Here is a 20417-nt window from a genome sequence, read left to right on the forward strand (position 1 = left end):
CACCTGTGCTAGTTGGAGATAAATGATTGCATAAACGTCAGCGTGTTTTTAGGTCCACTGATACGTAACGTGAGGCGATAAATCGGCGAAGTAGCCTGATTCGGGCATGGCGGCTGCTCTGGCCCTCCCGGAATATCTATTGGAGGCCTGCAGGCTGTAGAACTGGCCATCAGGCAGCGAGCCCCATCCATGGCAGCATTCCCGGCGTTAATTTCAGCCTCGTTGAAATTGCACATGCGCTCAATCACATACCTGATTTGATTCCCTTGCCGGTCAACACCATTACGGATTTCAGCGTTGCCGTCTACCTGGTCAGGGACCAGGCGGCTGTTAGTATTATCCCAAGCGGTGGTCGTCAGGCGGCCTCCATCACAAACCGATGCATTAGGCTGTATATCGAACCTGCTGCAATTGGCGTAGTATCCCTGGCCTGGAAAGTGCCTCACACTATTCGCCAAACTGATATTTTGAGTGATACTCTGTGCAACCCCTTCCAGCGCTACATTCGATGTCGCACTGGCTGACTGCCTGAATACCATATTGCCGGATAGCAGCGCATTGGTATCCACACTCCGGATCAAGGCAACCGCGGCAATAGACATGACTGCAAGTGCCAGCAAGGCAAAAAACAGTACTATCCCGGCCTGTGCACGATCTGACCTATGCCCAAAAAAAGTTTGAATAGCTTTACAAGGCATCGCGATTCCAAAGAATATTCCGGAGAGGCACAGTCACCTCAACAGTGCGATAGCGATATCGCTGCCAATCGGCAATGTGACTCAAATTGACATTTGCTGGCGCAGCATCATTGGTCCAGATGCACACTCTGCTGATGCCGACGGCATTACCGTTACAAGCCTGGCTGACTATATTTCTTTGTATCCCGCCATCTCTGGCGACGACCGCGATACGTATTGCCCGTATCCGGTTTCTGTCCATTAAACCCATCGCTGGGCCAAAAGTACCGGTCGCATCTGCCCATTGATCAACCCGGTTGAGAAAACGCGATCCGGTAGGCGAAGCTGCCCACACAGGATCAGGATGAGGCGTATTGGCTACGCCATACTGCGCTTGCAAGGAGACAATATCACTGACCACCGGAATTGCGGCACTACTCGGGAAAGGATTGGTGCCTGGCGTTCCACCCGTCCTGGTCAGTTCCAGATTGCCATTCACAGTGTATTCATACTGATTCCAAGCTCCCAGGCACGAAAACCGCACCCACTCTGCACCATTCAAATTGGCCACAGGCCGATCCGTAGGTACGGTATTGATCTCAACCAATGTATTAATCACCCGGTCAGCATTCAGCCGCTGGATACGGGCCAGGCTGCAATTAGGATTGTCTTGCGTCTGGTGGAATAACACCACATCCCCTTCCTGGCAACCCAGCAAAGGGCCATCCAGGGCCGGTGAGGCCAGGTTACCAACCGCACGTACAGAGGCACCACCACTGGGTGGATTCCCGTAGCGGATGCGGACAATATCCTGTCCGGCACCCCCATCCACGATAATGACAGGCGAGAGATTCACCACTACTCCGCCCTGATTGATTGAAGTATTAATAGGGCACAGTAAAGGTGACGGGTCCTGGCTATTGTATAAAGGCAGTCCATATCCGGCATTTTGTGCATCACGCTGCAAAAAATAAAGCGCCAGCACACCGCTGGACTGTGCATCAGAACCACTGGAAATCATGCGCTTACGTGCTTCAAAGCCACTGAACAAGTTAGCAATTGCCAGTGTAGCTACCAGCCCGATCAAAATACCAACCAGAAGCTCAACCAGGCTCATCCCGGATTGCTGCCCATGTGATCGGCTTCGCCTATGCGCCATATAAACAGTCACTTTCAATCAGACGTTACATCAAAGAGATAACTGGAGGCATTCACCTGGTGATGCCTGCCGCCAGGCAATTGCCAGCCAACGGTGACTGTGATCATGTTATTAGTGATGGCAGAAAAATTCAGGGTGCCATTGGGCAGTTGTGCTCTGATTCTTGCACGATCGACCTGCCCGACATAGGTCGCAGCATCTCCTCCAAAAGCCATCATATTGGCTACATGCGTTTGTGCAATCAGTTGCGCTTCAGCGCGATAGCGATTGTCATTGCTATTCTTTAGCATGGCACTCTGCAATCCGGCCAGTGCTAGCACGCCCATACTAAAAATGACTACAGCAACTAAAGATTCAATCAGGACAGAGCCATATTGCAGGCGTAAACGACGCGGCATCCCTTTTTTTGTAGGCTTGAAACTTAGCATTTGCGAATATCTCCTACTGCGTTAACAGCCGGATCACAGACTCTTGCATGGCCTCCGGCGGCCAGTATAATCCGCAAATCCCTGCGCTCAGCTCTCGCTACCTGAATACTAGATACATCCACTCGCGAAAGTCCATTGGCAACACCGGGATCACGTGTGCCGAAACCGGTAAAAACGGCAGATGGATAATCGGCAATGATAGCGACATTTGCTGAAGAACCCTCTGAAGCACTTTTCTGGCTGATAATCGCTGGGCAAGCTACAGCGTCTGCGGGCGCCACACATCCCAATTCCCAGGCACCATTAGCTTGCAGCGTGAATCTGATGCGGGTATTCCGTTTGATTGCTTCTACCCTCGCCTGCTGCAAGCCATTTTTGATCGACTCAGTCACCGTGCGGATTTGTGAATTACCGATAGACGACTGAAATGCCGGGATAGCAAACATGGAGACCGCCATCATGACGACCACAGTCACTACCAGTTCAATCAATGAAAAACCCTGTTGCTGCATGACTAGCAACTACCCGAAGAACTGGTTAACCAGCAGGTAGCCCCGGTCGTACCGTCATATCTTGAAGTTTTCGCGTTATCCTGGTTTACGGTGAACTCGAAATTACCCATATTCTGGGCAGATCTCCCTGCAGCATGCAAGGTATAGGTTGTCGCCGTCTGGTTATCGACGAAGTAATCAAAAAATCGTCCGTCCGTCGGATTGCATGCAAATCCAACATAGGTAAGGTTATCCTGGAAAAACTGCTCTGCCAGTACGCGACAATTGGCAAGGTTAGAGGGTGCCTCAACCGCATTTCCGCTCCTGATGTAATCCTGGTAGCCTGGCACTGCGATGCTGGCCAGTATGCCCATAATGGCGACCACAATCATGATTTCGATCAGGCTGAACCCTTGCTGAATTACATTGCGCATCATATTGAGACCTTTTTTACGATGTGCTAATCATGCAAACTGGGTAAACAGATGTCCAGCGCTGCCTGACCGGTGGCAGTATCCAGCCGACGAGCGGTGAGATAACCCTGACATCAAGCACTCGCAGTTTAGTGATAAAATGCAGGTCTATTTAAACTGGACTGGATTATGTTTTCCTTCTGGACGCGACTATTAGCGCTTGGCCTGATGCTGGCTCAATTAAGCGCATGTGGGCTTAAAGGCGATCTATATATCCCTGAACGCCAGTATCCTCAACCTCAACAACAAACACCTCCTGCCAAGTGACCGCTTTTAATACCAAGAATGGCCTGCTACATGCCGAAAATGTAGCCTTGCGCGATATCGCGGAACAACACCAGACACCGACCTATGTTTATTCCAGAAGCGCGCTGACTGAAACATTCAAGCGCTTCCAGGCTGGCCTTCTAGGCCATGAACATCTGATCTGCTTTGCCGTGAAAGCCAATCCCAGCCTGGCCATCCTGAACCTGTTTGCCCGTCTCGGCGCCGGGTTTGATATTGTCTCAGGTGGCGAACTCGCACGTGTTCTCGCAGCGGGTGGTGATCCGAAAAAAGTGGTTTTTTCAGGTGTGGGAAAATCACATAACGAAATTCTCGCTGCGCTGGAAGCGGGCATTCTCTGCTTTAATGTGGAATCCATCAATGAATTGCACCGCATCCAGCAAGTGGCTGCCGAAATAGGCAAAATCGCACCGGTTTCATTGCGGGTGAACCCGAATGTGGATGCCAAAACGCATCCGTATATTTCCACCGGCCTCAAAAATAACAAGTTTGGTGTGGCGTTTGAAGATGCGCTGGATTTATACCAGCAAGCCGCCGGCATGCCGAATATTGTCGTGCATGGTGTCGATTGCCACATTGGCTCCCAGATTACTGAACTGTCGCCTTTCCTCGATGCACTGGATAAAGTTTTGGGCTTGGTGGATGCACTGGCTGAACGCGACATACATATCCAGCATATTGATGTAGGCGGCGGCGTAGGCATTACTTATAGTGACGAAACTCCACCGGATTTTGCGACTTACACCGCAGCCATCATGCAAAAACTGGCAGGTCGTGGTGTGAAAGTATTATTCGAGCCTGGTCGCGCACTGGTGGGTAATGCCGGTATCTTACTGACCAAGGTTGAATATTTAAAACCGGGCGAAAGCAAGAATTTTGCGATTGTAGATGCGGCCATGAACGACCTGATGCGCCCTGCGCTGTACGATGCGTACCACCACATCACTACGATTGCCGACTCTCCAGCCCAAGCACACACCTATGAAGTGGTGGGGCCGGTGTGTGAAAGCGGTGATTTTCTAGGCCATGACCGTAGTTTGGCGATTGCAGAAGGTGACTATCTGGCCATTCACTCTGCCGGCGCTTATGGCATGAGTATGTCCAGCAATTACAATACCCGTGCGCGGGCGGCTGAAGTACTGGTGGATGGAGACCAGGTGCATGTGATCCGCGAACGTGAACAGATTGCAGATTTATTTAAGCTGGAACGTACGCTGCCTTAGCGTTACGACGTCAATGTGCAATAAAAAAAACCGAAACTTGATGTTTCGGTTTTTTTATTACGTCATATTGAAAGATTGCCAGAGGTGAACAAGCGAGTGAAGTGTAAAGCGCAGGTAGCACAAAAGCCGAGACAGTACAAAATTACGGCGAGAATTTGAGCACCGCGCAACGCAACAATTCGCTCGCGCAGCCGCTTATGGCGTGTTTTTAATCAAAAATAACCGTCTTGTTTGCATAGAGCAGAATCCGGTGCTCTATATGCCAGCGCACGGCTTTCGATAACACAATACGCTCCAGGTCGCGGCCTTTCTGGATCAGGTCTTCCACCTGGTCGCGGTGCGAAATACGCGCCAGATCCTGCTCGATAATCGGGCCTTCATCCAGCACTTCGGTGACGTAATGGCTGGTCGCCCCTATCAGTTTTACGCCACGCTCAAATGCACGGTGATAGGGCCGCGCACCAATAAATGCAGGCAGGAAAGAATGATGGATATTAATAATTCTTTGCGGATAGCGTGCGACAAACTCCGGTGACAATATCTGCATGTAGCGCGCCAGTACGATCAAATCAATCTGGTATTGATCAAACAATGCGAATTCTTGCGCTTCGACCTCGGCCTTGGTTTCTTTAGTCATCGGCAGATAATGAAAATCTATGCCATAAAAAGCCGCCAGCTTTTCAGTATCGCGATGGTTACTGATAATCAGCGGGATATCGCAGGCCAGTTCACCACTATGATGCCTGTGCAACAGGTCGGCCAGGCAATGGTCATATTGCGACACCATGATCGCCAGACGTGTTTTTTGCTCCGAGAGTTTCAGTTGCCAGGTCATGTCAAATCGCTGCGCAACAGGCGCAAATGCCTGCTCAAAATCTGCCACCGCGACATTGAAATCACTCAGGTCCCACTCCACCCGCATTAAAAACAGATTATTTTCCGCATCCTGATGCTGGTCTGCGTGTAAAATATTGGCATTGTGCTCATACAGAAATTGCGCAATCGCCGCCACAATCCCTTTGGTGTCCGGGCAGGTAATCAGCAAGGTAGCAGTGTTTTTCATAACATTTGGCGGGTAACTGGCAACAAAACGCCGATTATACCTGATGCATGCCAGACCTTGTGACTGACCATATGCTTAACCTGACGGATTCGCGAGCGCAGATGCAGCAGCCTCCTTCACGGAATTGATTTATGCAAACAAATGACTTACCGAATATTGTGCTGGCCAATCCGCGCGGTTTTTGCGCCGGGGTAGACCGCGCCATTATTATTGTTGAACAGGCGCTGGAAAAGTTCGGTGCGCCTATCTATGTCCGCAATGAAGTGGTCCATAACAAATTTGTGGTCGGCCAGCTACGTGACAAAGGCGCTATTTTTGTCGATGAGCTGGAAAAAATTCCGGCAGGCAATATTGTCATCTTCAGTGCGCATGGCGTTTCCAAAGCGGTGCGCGCAGAGGCAGAATCACGCGGGCTGACCGCTTTTGATGCGACCTGTCCACTGGTGACCAAGGTGCACATTGAAGTCGCAAAAATGCGCAAGGACGGCCTGGAAATCATCATGATAGGCCACAAAGGCCACCCGGAAGTCGAAGGCACCATGGGACAGTCAGAAGCTGGCGGCATGTACCTGGTGGAAACACCGGAAGACGTCGCAGCCCTGCAAGTGACTGATGCGGAAAAGTTGGCGTTTGTGACGCAAACGACACTGTCTGTAGACGATGCCACGCAAGTGATCAATGCGCTTAAAGCCCGCTTTCCTAATATTAAAGCGCCTAAGAGCGATGATATTTGCTATGCCACACAAAATCGGCAGGACGCAGTCAAAATCATGGCAAAGGATTGCGATCTTGTGATTATTGTCGGCTCGCCTAACAGCTCTAACTCCAACCGCTTGCGTGAAGTGGCTAAAAACCAGGGCGTGGAAGCCTACATGGTAGATAACGCCACCTTGCTGAATCCAGAATGGTTAAAAGGCAAAAGGAAAGTAGGCATTTCAGCCGGCGCTTCTGCCCCTGAGGTGCTGGTGCAGGAAGTGATACAGGCTTTACATGCGATGGGTGCGGCACAGGTGGAAGAGTTGCAAGGGGTGGTTGAGAATGTCGTATTCCAGTTACCTAAAAATCTGGTCAATGCCGAAAAGCGGCCTCAGCCCCATTCAGGATCCTGATTGCATTTCAAATCCGTTTGATTGCCTCCAAAAAACACGCTTCAGCCTTCAATACTAAAAGCACAGCGCAAACACCAGGTTTACACTCTTCATGGGTTCCTGTCGGCTATCACCAGGTAAAAAAAACCCAAGCACAAGGCCTGGGCGCAAGCAATATCCTCGGGAAAGGACAATAGGGGAAAAAATTGCTCGTTGTTATTATTTAACATGCGACAACATTACCACTTTGGAGATTTACAACAGCCACTTACTGCCTGTATGCAATGAGATAGCACATTAATAACATTGCATCAATTATGCCAATCTCGACATCAAATTAACTCTTTGATTTTTATAGAAAATTATTTACCTAATTAGCTTAAAAAGTGCAGCCTGGCTGTTTTAAACCACCAGTTTGGTTTTAAAAAACCAAACTGGCATTTCATCGAGAACTCGCGCGACGCTCATCTGTAAACATCGGGAAGAGCAATGGCAGCAATAACAGGGTGAAAAGTGTCGCGGTGATCAGACCACCCACAATGACCACGGCGAATGGCCTTTGCGTTTCCGAACCTATACCATGTGACAGAGCTGCGGGCATCAGGCCTATACCCGCCATCAAGGCCGTCATCAGGATAGGTCTTAAACGGGCAACCGCACCTTCAATCACCGCTTCGCTGGCACGTTTGCCTTCACGCATTAAATGCTTCATCTGCTCGACCATAATCACCCCGTTTTGCACGGAGATCCCGGCTAGCGCGATAAATCCGACTGCGGCAGACACAGACAGGTGCAAGCCAGCAACAGCCAGCCCAGCCAGGCCGCCCACCAGCGCAAATGGGATCATCAGTAACACCAGCAAGGCGTTTTTAACCGACTTGAATGCCCAGAACAGCAGGATAAAAATCAGCAGTACGGATAAAGGCACAATCACCATCAGCCGCTTCATCGCGCGTTGCTGGTTCTCAAACTGGCCGCCCCAGGTCATGCTGTACCCGGGCGGCAACTTGACTTGTTCTTTTACTTTTTGCATCGCCTCTTGCACGAAGCTGCCCTGGTCCCTGTCAGTAATATTGGCCTTGATCGACACTATGCGTGACCCGGCTTCACGGCTGACACGTGACGCGCCCTGTTTGACGGTCACTTCAGCCACTTCACTGAGCGGAATACTGCCTGCACCATTTGGCAAGGCTATCGGCAGTTCATCAATATCATCCACCGAGTCACGGTAAGACCTCTCCAGTCGCAATGTCACATCAAAATGCCGGTCACCGTCGTAGAAAGTATTCGCCGCATTGCCAGCCAGCGCTGTCTGCACAGTATTGTTCACATCATCCACTGCCAAACCATATCTGGCCAGTTGACTGCGATTCAGGGTGATATCCAGTTCCGAGTTGCCGGAAATCCTCACTGCGGCAACATCCGTTGCGCCACGCACGCTGTTAATGGCATCCACCACTTCAGATGCTTTTTGTTCCAGGATAGATAAATCGCGGCCAAAAATTTTCACCGCAATCTCACCTTTTACCCCGGACAAGGCTTCCTCCACGCTGTCCTGAATTACCTGCGAGAAATTGGTAGGGATGCCGGGGATTTCATGGATGCGGCGTGAGATATCCTTGATCAGGCTTTCCTTATTCGCAAAATGCCATTCACTATGCGGCTTGAGGTCAGCCAGGATTTCCATGTGATAAGGCCCTTTAGGATCGGTGCCGTCATCGGGACGCCCGACATGTGCCACAACCAGCCTGACTTCCTGATAGCTATTCAGGATTTTCCTGATATGCCGTTCGACTTCCTTGGTTTTCTCCAGGCTGGCGGAGGGTGGCAAATCTACTGTGAGCCAGATATTGCCTTCGTCCAGCTTGGGTAAGAACTCGGAACCCAGCATAGGTGCACACAACATCGCCAGCACTAACACAGCGACTGACACCAGCACCACCAGTTTTCTGGCCTTGGCGCTCTGGAGCAATACTTTGCGGTAGGCATCCTGGATATTTTGCATCCAGGCGCTGTGTTTTTCCGCCATATCCTCGCGCTTCATGGTGTATGAAAGCAAAGCGGGAACAAGTGTCAGCGTGAGCAGAATCGCCCCCAGCAGCGCAAAACTCAGGGTAAATGCCATGGGCGAGAAAATCTTGCCCTCTACTCGCTGGAAGGTAAAGATAGGCAGGAAAGCGGTGATGATAATCGCTTTGGAAAACAGTATCGGGTGACCCATATCAATCGCGGTATTTTTCAGCGTTTGCATACGCCAGGCGATGCCGGCATGAGAGGGATTTTTGTCAGTTTCTGCCATCGCCAGCCGCACCATCAGTGCTTCGACCAGCACCACCGCACTATCAATGATAATGCCGAAGTCCACTGCGCCCAGTGAAATCAGGTTGGCAGAGACACCGCGCAAATCCATCACAATAAACGCAAACAGCAGCGACAAAGGAATCACCGAAGCGACGATCAATGCCGCGCGCCAGTTGCGCAGGAAGATAATCAGGATAGCCACTACCAGCAGCGCGCCGACAATCAGGTTTTCCGAGACAGTATGTACGGTGTGGTCCACCAGGCTGGTACGGTCATAGAAAGGCACGACCTTCACACCAGGTGGCAGGGTCTGGTTGACCTGCACTACTTTCTCCCGTAACGCTTCAATCACTTTGGCGGCATTCTGGCCTTTGGTCATCAGGATGATGCCTTCAATGATGTCATCCTGCTGGTTGAATGACACGATGCCGGAACGGGGCCGGTCGCCGATCTTCACCTCGCCAAGGTCTCCGACCAGGATAGGTTTGCCATCTCGGGTATCGACCACGGATTGCGCAATATCATCCACATTGCGATACAAACCAATCCCGCGCACGACCAGGGACTCATCTCCCCTGTGCATCAAGCCGCCACCAGCATTACTGCTGTTATGGCTGACCGCCAGGTTGACCTGGTCTATGCTGACCGCGAATTTCTTGAGTAAATGCGGATCCAGCTTGATTTGATACTCTTTGACCGCCCCACCAAAACTGGTGATGTCAGCCACGCCTGGCACCATGCGTAACTGCGGAATGATTTTCCAGTCCTGGATGGCACGCACCTCGCGCTGGGGCATGTCTGCTGGGGCTTCTACCAGGTAGCGGTATATCTCACCTACTGCGGTGGTTAATGGCGCCAGCGTTGGTTGCAGATCATTAGGCAAACTCACCCCCTGCAAACGCTCCAGTACCTGTTGCCTGGCAAAGTAATCTGCCGTGTTCTCGGCAAAGGTCAGTGTCACCACCGACAAGCCGGTAATAGAAACGGAACGGATTTGCGTCAACCCGGGCACGCCACTCATGCCATGTTCGATCGGCAACGAGACCACACGCTCGACTTCTTCCGGCGCCATGCCGGGTGATTGCGTTACGATCACAACGTGTACATCTTCCACATCAGGGAAAGACTCAATCGGCAGGTTCTGTACGGCAAACCAGCCAAAGATCATCAGCACCACAGCGCCTATCAGCAGGAACACGCGCTGTTGCAGAGAAAAAGTGATTAACCCTTTTAACATGTTTGGCTTTCGATGCACCGGCGCATGGCAAACCGGCTAATGATTGACTGTGTGTTGGCTGGCAACCCTATTTGTTGACCGACAAATCGGAATTCAGCAGAATCGCGCCGCCAGTGACGACACGCTCACCGGCCTTCAAGCCTTGTTTCACTGTCGCGTATTCCCTGCGTTGCACATCCAGCGTCACCACGCGTTTTCTAAAGTGCAGTGGCCGCTCCTCAACAAACACGTAGCTATACAAGCCTTCCGTAATCAGGGCGCTGTTAGGCAAGCGAATGACTTTATGCTGGCTGCTATCCAGCGGCGTGATCCGTGCATACATCTCGGGCTTGAGCTTGCCTTTGCTCTCAATCGCACAACGTACCGGAATCCGCCTGGTGGTCGTATCCACCATCACACCTATGGTTTTCACCTCGCCAGTAAATACTTCATCCGGATAGGCATCGACTTGTACACTGACTTTTTGCCCTTGCGAAATGCGGCTTAAATCGCGTTCCGGCAGATCAATGCTGGCCCACAAATTGGTTGGATCCGTGACAATAAACAAAGGGTCGGCAGCATCTGGCCTGATTTCACTGCCAGGGTTAATTTTGCGATCTACCACCGTGCCACTGATAGGCGAGCGCAAGGAGTAAGTATCGTTGGCCGAGGTCGTTACACCCAAATTCTTGAGGCGGGCTGAGGCGCGGGCCGTTTCAGCACGCGCCAGCGAAAAGTCAGCTTGTGAGGTCTCCACTTCTTTTTTGGCAAGTACGCCGCCTTCCATCAACATGCGGTTGCGTTCCAGCACCTGCTGCTTAAGTTGCAAATCGACCTGGGCTTTACGGGCATCCGCCACTGCACCGCCGACATCAGGTGAATCCATCACCAGGAGTGCCTGGCCCGCTTTCACCTGGTCACCCACCTGCGCCTTGATTGCCATCGCCCGGCCAGCCACTGGTGAGAAAATCCGTGCTGTGCGGTTTTCATCCAGCATGATTTTGCCATTGAGGGGTTCTGTCACCGGCACCGGGATTTCAGTCACAGCCTCTACTTTTAAACTGGCGACCTGTGGCGATCCGGCAGTCAGCACAATCTCGTTCGCCATACGTGGTGCAGCCGTACTTTTCTCTGCTGCATGTAGCGGATGCATAGAGCACCACAACCCGGCCAGTAAAATGAGCCAGCCTGATAATTTCAAGGCATGCGTATTGGGGATGCAGGATAAGCGCATTTGATCAATGGTCTTTTTCATGATTAAGGTGTATTAAAAACTTGATGGGTGGCCGCCCGCCAGGCAAAGAGGGACTTGGCGTAATCAGCTCTCACACTGGCGGACTCCAGTTGCAGCGCACGTAAAATCCGTCTGGCATCCAGCAGGTCCATCACGCTCATGGCACCATGCTTGTAGGCAAATTCGGCGGCATCAGATGCTTTTTGCGCCTCCGTTAGAATACTCATGTCAAAGCGACGGTTTTTATCGATGGCCGCCTCCAGATCAGCTTTGGCACTGCGCATTTCAGCCAGCGCAGCCGCTCTCACCTGCTCTTTGGCATCGGTGGCGGAGTTGTAGTCAACCTCAGCGCGGGCAGCTTCGCCTTCATAATTGTAATTAGTGAATAAAGGAATACTGACCGTTGCACCCACTGTATCAGGTCCGGAGCCTGGTTCCTGACCTGGAAAATGCTGGTAAGCCAGCGACCAGGTCAGATCCCTGGTTTTCAAAGATTCCGCCAGTTTTCGCGCATCTTGTGCCTGTTGCATACGCACCTCGGCCGCCCTGATATCTGAACGCTCCGTCAACCAGGTCTCGCCTTCGTGCACTGCGGACTCTTCACCTGGCAAAGGCCAAGGGTCTGCTACGTAGAGCGAAGCGGCATCCTGGTCTTTACCAATCAGATACGCCAGCTGCGCCTGCGCTTTTTGTACGGTGGCTTGCGCCTGTCGCAAATCATTTTTTGCGCGCAAGGCATCTACGCGGATACGCGCCACATCGGCTGAAGCGACATCGCCCGCTTTCAGGCGAAACTCGGCAGCCTCTAAGGTTTTGTCATATAAATCAACATTCACCTGCTGGATTTGCAAGGTTTCTTGTGCCAGCTTGAGATCATAGTAAGCAGTGACCATCGCCAAGCCCTGTCGGCGATAAGTCTCTTTTAAATCAAACTCAGAAGCTTTAACGGCACTTTCAGCAACGGAAGTCCGTAACTCGCGTTTATTGCCGCGCTCGTATAACTGGCTGACCTGAAGCGTGGAGTTGTAGGTTTTGTCCCATAAACCATTATTGCCATTCTGGTTCATGTTGCCCTGGCCACGGTTGAGGTTTAGGCTGGAAACGCCGACTGACAAGACCGGGTTAGGACGTTGCCCGGCGATCAGGGTATCTGCCTCTGCAGATTGCACCGAACGTTTGGCGACCAGCAGCTCGCGGCTGTACCCGGCGAACAACTGCTCAGCTTGCGGAAGTGTTAAATGATCAAGCGGGATATTTTGCAAATCCGGCAGTGCTGCATTCTCTGCATGCAGTGATGGCATCCAAACCGCTAACAGTACACAGCAAACAAACCCTGATTGACGCCACCACATTGAAGATTCCCTTTATGCCCGCCGTTATTTTGCAATCATAATACCGCGTATCACTTACGACAATCTTTCAAAAAAGTGGTGTTTGCCATGGCAAACGTGACGACAGCAACCGTAGACAATAGCGCTCTGTTTCAGGGACAATGCCCGGATGACCCAGCCTTACAAAACTCCGGTTTCCGCCCTGATTTTGATACACACCCCTGATCTGCAAGTATTACTACTGGAACGCGCGGACAAAGCCGGTTACTGGCAATCAGTCACCGGCAGTATTGAAGGCAATGAAACGCCAGTGGAAGCGGCTATCCGCGAAGTGAAAGAGGAAACCGGGCTGGATGCGCTGGCCTATGATTTCCAGGACTGGCAGGCCAGCAATGTGTACGAGATCTACCCGCACTGGCGCCATCGTTACGCGCCTGGCGTAATAGAAAATACCGAGCATTTATTTGGCTTATGTTTGCCTTCTGTATTGCCAGTAACACTGGCGCCGGATGAACATACGCGTTATGAATGGGTAGACTGGCGCGACGCCGCCAAAAAAGTATTTAGCTGGACCAATGTAGACGCCTTGAAAAAACTGGGTGAGCGCCACCATCTAGTGTTATGACCACCTTATATGATTGGGATTTATCTGATTCGGATTTATCCGATTGGGATAAATCATGATCGGCTGTAAAATACCATTTTTATGAAAGCCGGGCCGAGCCCGACATCTGGAAAAGCATGCAAACTGCCACCATCCAATTTGAGAAATTCCAAACCGCACAAGAAGACGACTGTCAGGCACGTATCCTGGCTGCACGGAAAAAACTGGGCAAGCGCCTGGTGATTCTGGGTCATCATTATCAGCACGAAAGCGTCTACCGCCATGCCGATTTCTCAGGCGACTCACTGAAACTATCCAAATATTGCGACAGCCTGGATGCCGAATTCATCGTTTTCCTCGGTGTGCACTTTATGGCCGAAGTGGCGGATATCCTGAGTCGTCCTGAACAAATTGTCGTATTACCTGACCTGGCGGCCGGCTGCTCGATGGCAGATATGGCTAACCTGGCCAAAGTTGAGCGTAGCTACCGCGAGCTGAGCAAAGTGCTTAACTTTGATGAAACCATCACGCCGGTCACCTATATCAACTCTGCCGCTGACCTGAAAGCATTCTGCGGCGAGCATGGCGGCATTGTCTGTACCAGCACCAACGCACCGAAAATCCTGGAATGGGGTTTCAGCCAACGTGAAAAAATCCTGTTCTTCCCTGACCAGCATCTGGGTCGCTGGAGTGGTTACAAAATGGGTATCCCGCTGGAGCAAATGCCGGTATGGGACCCTGATTTACCGATGGGCGGCCTGACTGAACAACAGATCAAGGATGCGAAGATCCTGCTATGGAAAGGTCACTGTTCTGTACACCAGATGTTCCGCAAACAGAATATCGACCAGTTCCGCGCCCAGCATCCTGACGGCAAAGTGATTTCGCACCCTGAGACCGCGTTTGAAGTATGTATCAACTCTGACTATGTCGGTTCTACCGAATATATCCTGCGCACCGTCAGCGAAGCCGAACCAGGCACTAAATGGCTTGTCGGCACCGAACTGAACCTGGTCACCCGTCTGGCCGAGGAAATGAAACCGCAGAACAAGCTGGTGCAGTTTATGAGCCATGTGGTGTGTGAATGCTCAACCATGGCGCGTATCGACCCGCAGCATCTGGCCTGGTGCCTGGAAAATCTGGCGGAAGGCAATATCGTCAACCAGATCAAAGTACCGGAACATGAAGCCAAACTGGCTAAGTTGTCATTGGACAGAATGCTGGCGGTCTCCTGATGGCAAACTGTGTACTTTGCGAACCGGTTTCACAAGATGTGTTATGGCAGGATGACTTTTGCCGGGTAGTGCTGCTGAATGATGCTGATTATCCGGCTTACTGCCGGGTTGAGTTATTAGCACACGTCAAGGAAATGACAGACCTGACCCCCGCAGAGCGTGCCCGCACCATGAGGGTGGTATTTGCGGTAGAAGCAGCGCTGCGGGAGACTATCCAACCGGATAAAATCAACCTGGCCAGCTTGGGCAATAAAACGCCGCATATGCATTGGCATGTGATTCCGCGATTCGAAAGTGACAAACACTTTCCGAACAGCCATTGGGCAGAGGCAGTAAGGGATTCTGAAGTGCAGGCGCTGAGTAAGGCACTCAGAGATCAGTTGCAGAGAGTGGTGTCGGAGCGGGTGGAATGTGCACTTGAGGGTTAGGTAGATTTTTGCAATCTACGCTTCTGTAATCTACGTTTGTTCACGGCTATTTTTTAACGTTTCTTTTCTTTAACGGTGCTTTTCCCCTCTAGGCGAGTTACCTCTCTTTGCTTTTACAAACTGTGCGGACCTCGCAGAGTGAGTGGTGCACTATCTGTTGTAGTTCTTGTGGGTATTTTTTTGGCTAGTTCTGCGCGCTGATTCGGCATTTTATTTCGCCTCTAGGCGAGTTACTTTTCTTTGCTTGCCCAAAGAAAATGTAACCAAAAGAAATGCACCCTAGCTTCCGCTTTTTCCCTGCGTTGCTCGTCAACGTGGGCGTCCAACGAAACTCGACCTAGCGGCTTGCACACCCCGCAAGCCACCGCGGAACTCGAACAGACGCTGGCCGACCCCTCCCACGCTGACTGCGCTACTCGGCGCGTCAGATAGGGGCCCGTTTAAAACCACCACGATGTGCCGTTAATGAAACGCCATGCGCAGCGGGCGCTTAGAAACTGTGTATTTGTTTTTGATTTGTTTTATTCGCTGGTCGAGCGGGATGCCATGTAAGGAAATTCACCCAAATAACCGCGTAGTGTCCTTCAGGGTCCCCTATCTGACGCGCCGAGTAGCGGAGTCAAAATAAGAAGGAAGGGAGCGACTGTCTGAGCTCCGCAACAAGCCACGCAGTGTGTGGCTTGTCAGGGCGAGTTTCGCGACCGCTTATACCTAAGTCCGGCAAAGCAACGGACGAAAGTCCTAGTTTGAGCAACGCAGGAAACAAGCGGAAGCTAGGGTGCCCTTTCTTTTGGTGTCTTTTCTTTGGGCACGCAAAGAAAAGACACTCGCCTACAGGCGAAAGAAAATGCCAAAACAGAGCACCGAACTATTCAAAGAAATACCAATTAGAGCCTCACAGCAAGTGCACTTCATTACCACTGATACACCTAGCTAATACCCCAACTAGGCATGCCTCCTGGCCAATCTCCCCACTCCCCGCAACCACCCCAACAAATCATCCACATACGTATACAACACCGGAATCACCAGCAGACTCAACACCGTTGAAGTAATCAACCCGCCTATCACCGTAATCGCCATTGGCGCACGGAAACTCGGATCTGCACTCCACCCAAGTGCAATCGGCATCATGCCAGCCGCCATCGCAATCGTCGTCATCACAATCGGCCGTGCCCGCTTATGGCAGCCATCTATAATGGCGTCAAAACGACTGACTTTGGATTGCTTGCGCGCCATGATGGTGTATTCCACCAGCAGGATAGAGTTTTTGGTCACCACCCCCATCAGCATCAGCAAGCCAATCACGCTAGGCATTGAGAAGCTGTTATGCGTCACCAGCAGTGCAAAGAAAGCCCCACCCAAAGACAAAGGTAATGCGCCAAGAATGGTGACAGGTTGCAGAAAATCGCCAAACAGCAGCACCAGCACCACATAAATGCACATGATGCCGATAATCATCGCACCACCAAAACTGGCAAACAACTCATTCATCCGCTTGGCATCACCGGCCTCAAGCTGTTTCACGCTAGGGGGCAAATTTTGCATGGCGGATAATTGCTGTACCTCTTTCATGACTTCGCCAATCTGGCGCTTATTCAACTCAATATCAAAGGTGACATTACGCATGCGGTCCATGCGGTCTATCTGTTGCGGACCACTACCCATACGCACGGTGGCGACGGTTTCCAAACTCACACTGCCGTTTCTGGCGGGAACGCGTAACTGCGCGATTTCCTGCAGGCTGCTGCGTACACTAGGCCCCAGGCGTACACGTATCGGTACCTGACGTTGCGGCAGGTTGAGTTTAGGCATGCTATTGGAGAAGTCACCCGAAGTAGCAACACGGATCACCTGCGCAATCGCTTCCACTGTCACGCCCAGTTCAGCCGCTTTATCTACGTCAGGGATAATCTGCACTTCAGGACGTTGCAGGCTGGCGCTGGAGGTAATATTGCCGAGACCATTGATGCTACGCAACTGATGCGCCACTTGCTGGCTGGCGCTTAATAATGCCACCGGGTCATCGCTGGCCAGCGTCACCTGCAATCGTTCGCCGGTTTCGCCGGAACCTACAGAAATACGCGCGCCCGGCAGGCTTTTCAAACGCTCGCGCAAGTCAGCCTCGATTTCGGACTGCTTCTGCTTGCGCTCGCTACGTTCAGTCAGGCTGATGATCAGGCTGCCTTTGCGCACATCGGTGGTATTTTCCGCTGCATGCGGCCCGCCACCGCCAGTGCTGGCTGCGCCCGCAGCACTAAATACGGTTTTTACTTCCGGATGCTGCCTGACGATACGCTCAGCCTCATCGACCAGGCGTCGGGTTTGCGATAGCGGCGTGCCTGGCTGCAGCTCGATATTCACTTTGGTCTGGCTGCTGTCAGAAGAAGGCACAAAGCCTTTTGGCAGTAATGGCATCAGGCTCATGGAACCAATGATAAACAGCACAAAGCCTAACACCACCGTTTTCCGGTGACCCAGACACCAGGTCACCCAACGCAGATATATGCGCATAGTGGTTGAAGTTTGCTCTTCTTTGACCGGATGTGGTTTGAGCAGGTAAGCGGACATCATGGGCGTCAGCAATCGCGCCACAATCAGTGAGCAGGTAATGGCAATTGCTGCTGTGATACCGAACTGTTTGAAAAACTTGCCTGGGATCCCGCCCATAAATGCGGTCGGCAGGAAAATCGCTACCAGCGTAAAGGTGGTGGCAATCACCGCGAAACCGATTTCGTCCGCTGCTTCCATCGCGGCCTGGTAAGGGGTTTTGCCCATGCGCAAATGGCGCACAATGTTCTCGATTTCTACAATCGCATCATCCACCAGAATCCCGACTACCAGCGCCAGCGCCAGCAAGGTCAGCAGGTTGAGCGAGAAGCCGAAATACTGCATAAAAGCAAAAGTCGGGATCATCGATAACGGCAATGCCACGGAAGCAATGATGGTCGCGCGCCAGTCACGCAGGAACCACCACACCACCAGCACCGCCAGCAATGCACCTTCATACAGCAACTGCATGGAGCCGTTGTAGTTATCTTCCACCGGCTTGACCATATTAAACGCTTCAACAATCTTGACCTGTGGATGCAGTTGCCTGAATTTATCCAGCGCTTCACGCACGTGCTTCGCCACCGTGACTTCACTGGTGCCTTTGCTGCGCGTGATTTCAAAGCGCACCACTTCCTTGCCATCGTAGCTGGCATAAGTGCTGCGCTCGGCATAAGTATCCAGCACCTCTGCCACCTGTGACAGTTTGATATGGCGGCCATCACTGATAGGGATATCCAGGTTGCGTACTTCATCGGCACTATGCAATGCGCCCAGCGTACGCACCGACTGTATATTGTCACCAATATCGCCACGGCCACCTGAAGCATCCTGCTGCACGCGCTTGAGTTGTGCAGACACATCGCTGACATTCACGCCCAGGCCGGACATCAGGGTAGGCTCCAGGTTGACCTGCACTTCGCGGTCTACGCCGCCGGTACGGCTGATCTTGCCGACCCCGGTCACTGACAGCATGGCTTTGCTGATCTCGTTATCGACAAACCAGGACAACTCACCTTCGTCCATGTTATCCGCCGAGACGACATAGGTAAGTATGGCGCTACCGGTGGTGGTGAGCTTGGAAACTGTCGGGGTAGTCACTGCCGCTGGCAACTCTGAACGCGCACTATCCACTGCATTGCGCACCAGGTTGAGCGCTTCTTCACTATTGGTATCAATGGTGAATTGCACGCTGATGCTGACGCCACCATCGGTGATGACGCTGGACATATGTTCAATGCCACCGATAGTCGCGATCTTGTCTTCAAGTTTGCGCGCGACCTCTGTTTCCAGCTGCGGTGGCGCCGCGCCTTCCAGCGTCGCGCTCACCATAATCACAGGTAGTTCAATATCAGGGAAGTTTTGTTTGCCCAACTGGTTCAGCGAACGGATACCGAGGAAGGTCAGCACTACAAACAGCAGGATTGCCGGAACCGGATTACGGATCGACCAGGCCGAAAAATTCATATTTAAGCTCCGGCCTTGGCGATTGTCACCACTTTTACGGTGTCGCCATCATTCAGGAAAGCGCCTCCGCTGAGCACCAGCTTGGCTGCGGCATCTACCCCGCTTAACACTTCGATTTGCTCGCCCAGCGTACGGCCGGTTTTTACCTTGCGTTGCGTGATTCTACTCATGCCATCCGCACTCGCATTACCCAACACAAACACATAGGCAAAACCATCACGGTATGTCACGGCACTTAAGGGGATTGCCAGGCCTTGCTGCTGACCGATATCGATTTTCCCTTGTACGTACATGCCAGGTTTGGCGCTATTTTTAGGGATATCCACATACACCAGCGCATTACGCGTGTTGTTATCCACCACCGGTGAAATCAGGCGGACCTTGCCTGCCACGGTTTTGCCACCAGCCAGGTTGAGCGTGACGGTCTGCCCGGTATGCAACGCCGCTTGCTGGTCACCATTGACTTCGCCGCGCCATTCGATACGATTCTGGCGGATCAGCTTGAACAATTCGGTACCGGCAGAAACGACATTACCCAGATTGGCCGACCTTTCAGACACCACGCCATCATCCGGCGCCACCACTTTAGTCTGGCGAATACGGATACGCTGGTTCTCCAGCTCTGCTTCAGATAACGCCAGATTGGCTTTGGCAGTTTGCAGGGCAATCACATACTCATTAATTTTCTGGGCAGACAATGCGCCGCTGTCTTTAATTTCATTGGCGCGGTCGGCATTACTTTTAGCTTCTGCCAGGGCTGCCTTATCTTTTTCTACTGTGGCGAGTTGTTTCTGCAAATCCGCTTTTACGGTCTCATCCGCCAACAGTACCAATGGCTGTCCCTTGCTGACTTGCGCACCCACCTCGACTAGCACTTGTTTAATACGCAAACCGGCGATTTCGGCACTCACCAGCGCCTCTTGCCAGGGGTAAATACTGCCATTCAACACCAGCGTCATCGGCCATTGCACTGCCGCCGGGCTGGTAGCTTCTACACTTAATGTTGCTTTGCTTAATCTCGCAGAGCCGTCTTTTGTGGCCTGATTGCCACGCCTTTCCGCCAGTTCAGCCTTATGTGATGGATGCTGGAAAAACCATACACTTATGCCAACCAGCAAGGCGGCGATGACCAGAAATATTACTTTTTTTGAGCGTCTAGCCATG

General features: G+C 51.8%; 17 protein-coding genes. 6 read left to right on the plus strand and 11 right to left on the minus strand.

What is annotated here, in order from left to right; genetic code table 11:
- Positions 1 to 8: 8 nt before the first annotated feature.
- The 5 genes from ACFQ2T_RS08680 to ACFQ2T_RS08700 are packed head-to-tail and all read right to left on the minus strand — an operon-like array spanning position 9 to position 3192.
- Complete coding sequence (locus ACFQ2T_RS08680; protein WP_379033183.1) at positions 9 to 698, minus strand: pilus assembly PilX family protein; 690 nt, start codon at positions 696 to 698, stop codon at positions 9 to 11.
- Complete coding sequence (locus tag ACFQ2T_RS08685) at positions 688 to 1794, minus strand: PilW family protein (protein ID WP_379033186.1); 1107 nt, start codon at positions 1792 to 1794, stop codon at positions 688 to 690. The genes ACFQ2T_RS08680 and ACFQ2T_RS08685 overlap by 11 nt, the downstream gene beginning before the upstream one ends.
- A gap of 56 nt (positions 1795 to 1850) precedes the next feature.
- The gene (locus tag ACFQ2T_RS08690) at positions 1851 to 2264 is read right to left on the minus strand and encodes a type IV pilus modification PilV family protein (protein ID WP_379033188.1); all 414 of its coding nucleotides are present in this window, start codon (positions 2262 to 2264) and stop codon (positions 1851 to 1853) included.
- On the minus strand, positions 2258 to 2776 hold the full coding sequence (locus ACFQ2T_RS08695) for a GspH/FimT family pseudopilin (RefSeq protein ID WP_379033191.1): 519 nt from the start codon (positions 2774 to 2776) through the stop codon (positions 2258 to 2260). The genes ACFQ2T_RS08690 and ACFQ2T_RS08695 overlap by 7 nt, the downstream gene beginning before the upstream one ends.
- Before the next feature lie 2 nt (positions 2777 to 2778).
- Entirely contained in the window at positions 2779 to 3192 is a 414-nt protein-coding gene (locus tag ACFQ2T_RS08700) for a type IV pilin protein (RefSeq protein ID WP_379033194.1), read from the minus strand.
- 165 nt (positions 3193 to 3357) lie between these two features.
- Here ACFQ2T_RS08700 and lptM point away from each other — a divergent pair, with 165 nt between their 5' ends.
- Together lptM and lysA are read left to right on the plus strand one after the other, a co-directional pair.
- Entirely contained in the window at positions 3358 to 3495 is a 138-nt protein-coding gene (lptM, locus tag ACFQ2T_RS08705; RefSeq protein ID WP_379033197.1) for an LPS translocon maturation chaperone LptM, read from the plus strand.
- Complete coding sequence (lysA, locus tag ACFQ2T_RS08710; protein ID WP_379033200.1) at positions 3492 to 4736, plus strand: diaminopimelate decarboxylase; 1245 nt, start codon at positions 3492 to 3494, stop codon at positions 4734 to 4736. Before lptM ends, lysA begins: the two co-directional genes overlap by 4 nt.
- A 208-nt stretch (positions 4737 to 4944) precedes the next feature.
- On the opposite strand, the gene purU is transcribed toward lysA, so the two are convergent.
- Positions 4945 to 5799 carry a formyltetrahydrofolate deformylase gene (gene purU / locus ACFQ2T_RS08715; protein WP_379033203.1) on the minus strand — a complete coding sequence of 285 codons (855 nt, stop codon included), beginning with the start codon at positions 5797 to 5799 and terminating at the stop codon, positions 4945 to 4947.
- Between the two features lie 131 nt (positions 5800 to 5930).
- Here purU and ispH point away from each other — a divergent pair, with 131 nt between their 5' ends.
- Positions 5931 to 6908: a 4-hydroxy-3-methylbut-2-enyl diphosphate reductase gene (gene ispH / locus ACFQ2T_RS08720; RefSeq protein ID WP_379033206.1), complete on the plus strand. Its 978-nt coding sequence runs from the start codon at positions 5931 to 5933 to the stop codon at positions 6906 to 6908.
- Between the two features lie 421 nt (positions 6909 to 7329).
- On the opposite strand, the gene ACFQ2T_RS08725 is transcribed toward ispH, so the two are convergent.
- From ACFQ2T_RS08725 to ACFQ2T_RS08735, 3 genes are all read right to left on the minus strand, one after another.
- Positions 7330 to 10425, minus strand: a complete 3096-nt coding sequence (locus ACFQ2T_RS08725; protein WP_379033209.1) for an efflux RND transporter permease subunit — start codon at positions 10423 to 10425, stop codon at positions 7330 to 7332.
- Between the two features lie 67 nt (positions 10426 to 10492).
- Entirely contained in the window at positions 10493 to 11659 is a 1167-nt protein-coding gene (locus ACFQ2T_RS08730; RefSeq protein ID WP_379033212.1) for an efflux RND transporter periplasmic adaptor subunit, read from the minus strand.
- Positions 11660 to 11661: 2 nt separating this feature from the next.
- Entirely contained in the window at positions 11662 to 12939 is a 1278-nt protein-coding gene (locus tag ACFQ2T_RS08735; protein WP_379033215.1) for a TolC family protein, read from the minus strand.
- Between the two features lie 199 nt (positions 12940 to 13138).
- Between ACFQ2T_RS08735 and nudB the strand changes: the two genes are divergently transcribed.
- The 3 genes from nudB (at position 13139) to ACFQ2T_RS08750 (ending at position 15236) form a co-directional block, all read left to right on the plus strand.
- Positions 13139 to 13594, plus strand: coding sequence for a dihydroneopterin triphosphate diphosphatase (gene nudB / locus ACFQ2T_RS08740; RefSeq protein ID WP_379033218.1), 456 nt, complete (start codon positions 13139 to 13141; stop codon positions 13592 to 13594).
- Between the two features lie 116 nt (positions 13595 to 13710).
- Positions 13711 to 14808, plus strand: coding sequence for a quinolinate synthase NadA (gene nadA / locus ACFQ2T_RS08745; protein ID WP_379033221.1), 1098 nt, complete (start codon positions 13711 to 13713; stop codon positions 14806 to 14808).
- Positions 14808 to 15236 (plus strand): HIT family protein, encoded by a 429-nt coding sequence (locus ACFQ2T_RS08750; RefSeq protein ID WP_379033223.1) that lies wholly within the window; start codon positions 14808 to 14810, stop codon positions 15234 to 15236. Before nadA ends, ACFQ2T_RS08750 begins: the two co-directional genes overlap by 1 nt.
- A gap of 945 nt (positions 15237 to 16181) precedes the next feature.
- Here the strand turns inward: ACFQ2T_RS08750 and ACFQ2T_RS08755 are convergent.
- Both ACFQ2T_RS08755 and ACFQ2T_RS08760 read right to left on the minus strand, forming a co-directional pair.
- Positions 16182 to 19253 (minus strand): efflux RND transporter permease subunit, encoded by a 3072-nt coding sequence (locus tag ACFQ2T_RS08755; protein WP_379033226.1) that lies wholly within the window; start codon positions 19251 to 19253, stop codon positions 16182 to 16184.
- 2 nt (positions 19254 to 19255) lie between these two features.
- A complete protein-coding gene (locus ACFQ2T_RS08760; protein WP_379033229.1) occupies positions 19256 to 20416 on the minus strand; it encodes an efflux RND transporter periplasmic adaptor subunit in 1161 nt (386 codons plus the stop codon).
- Position 20417: the final 1 nt, after the last annotated feature.

This window comes from Methylophilus flavus, from assembly GCF_042678905.1.
Classification (GTDB): domain Bacteria; phylum Pseudomonadota; class Gammaproteobacteria; order Burkholderiales; family Methylophilaceae; genus Methylophilus; species Methylophilus flavus.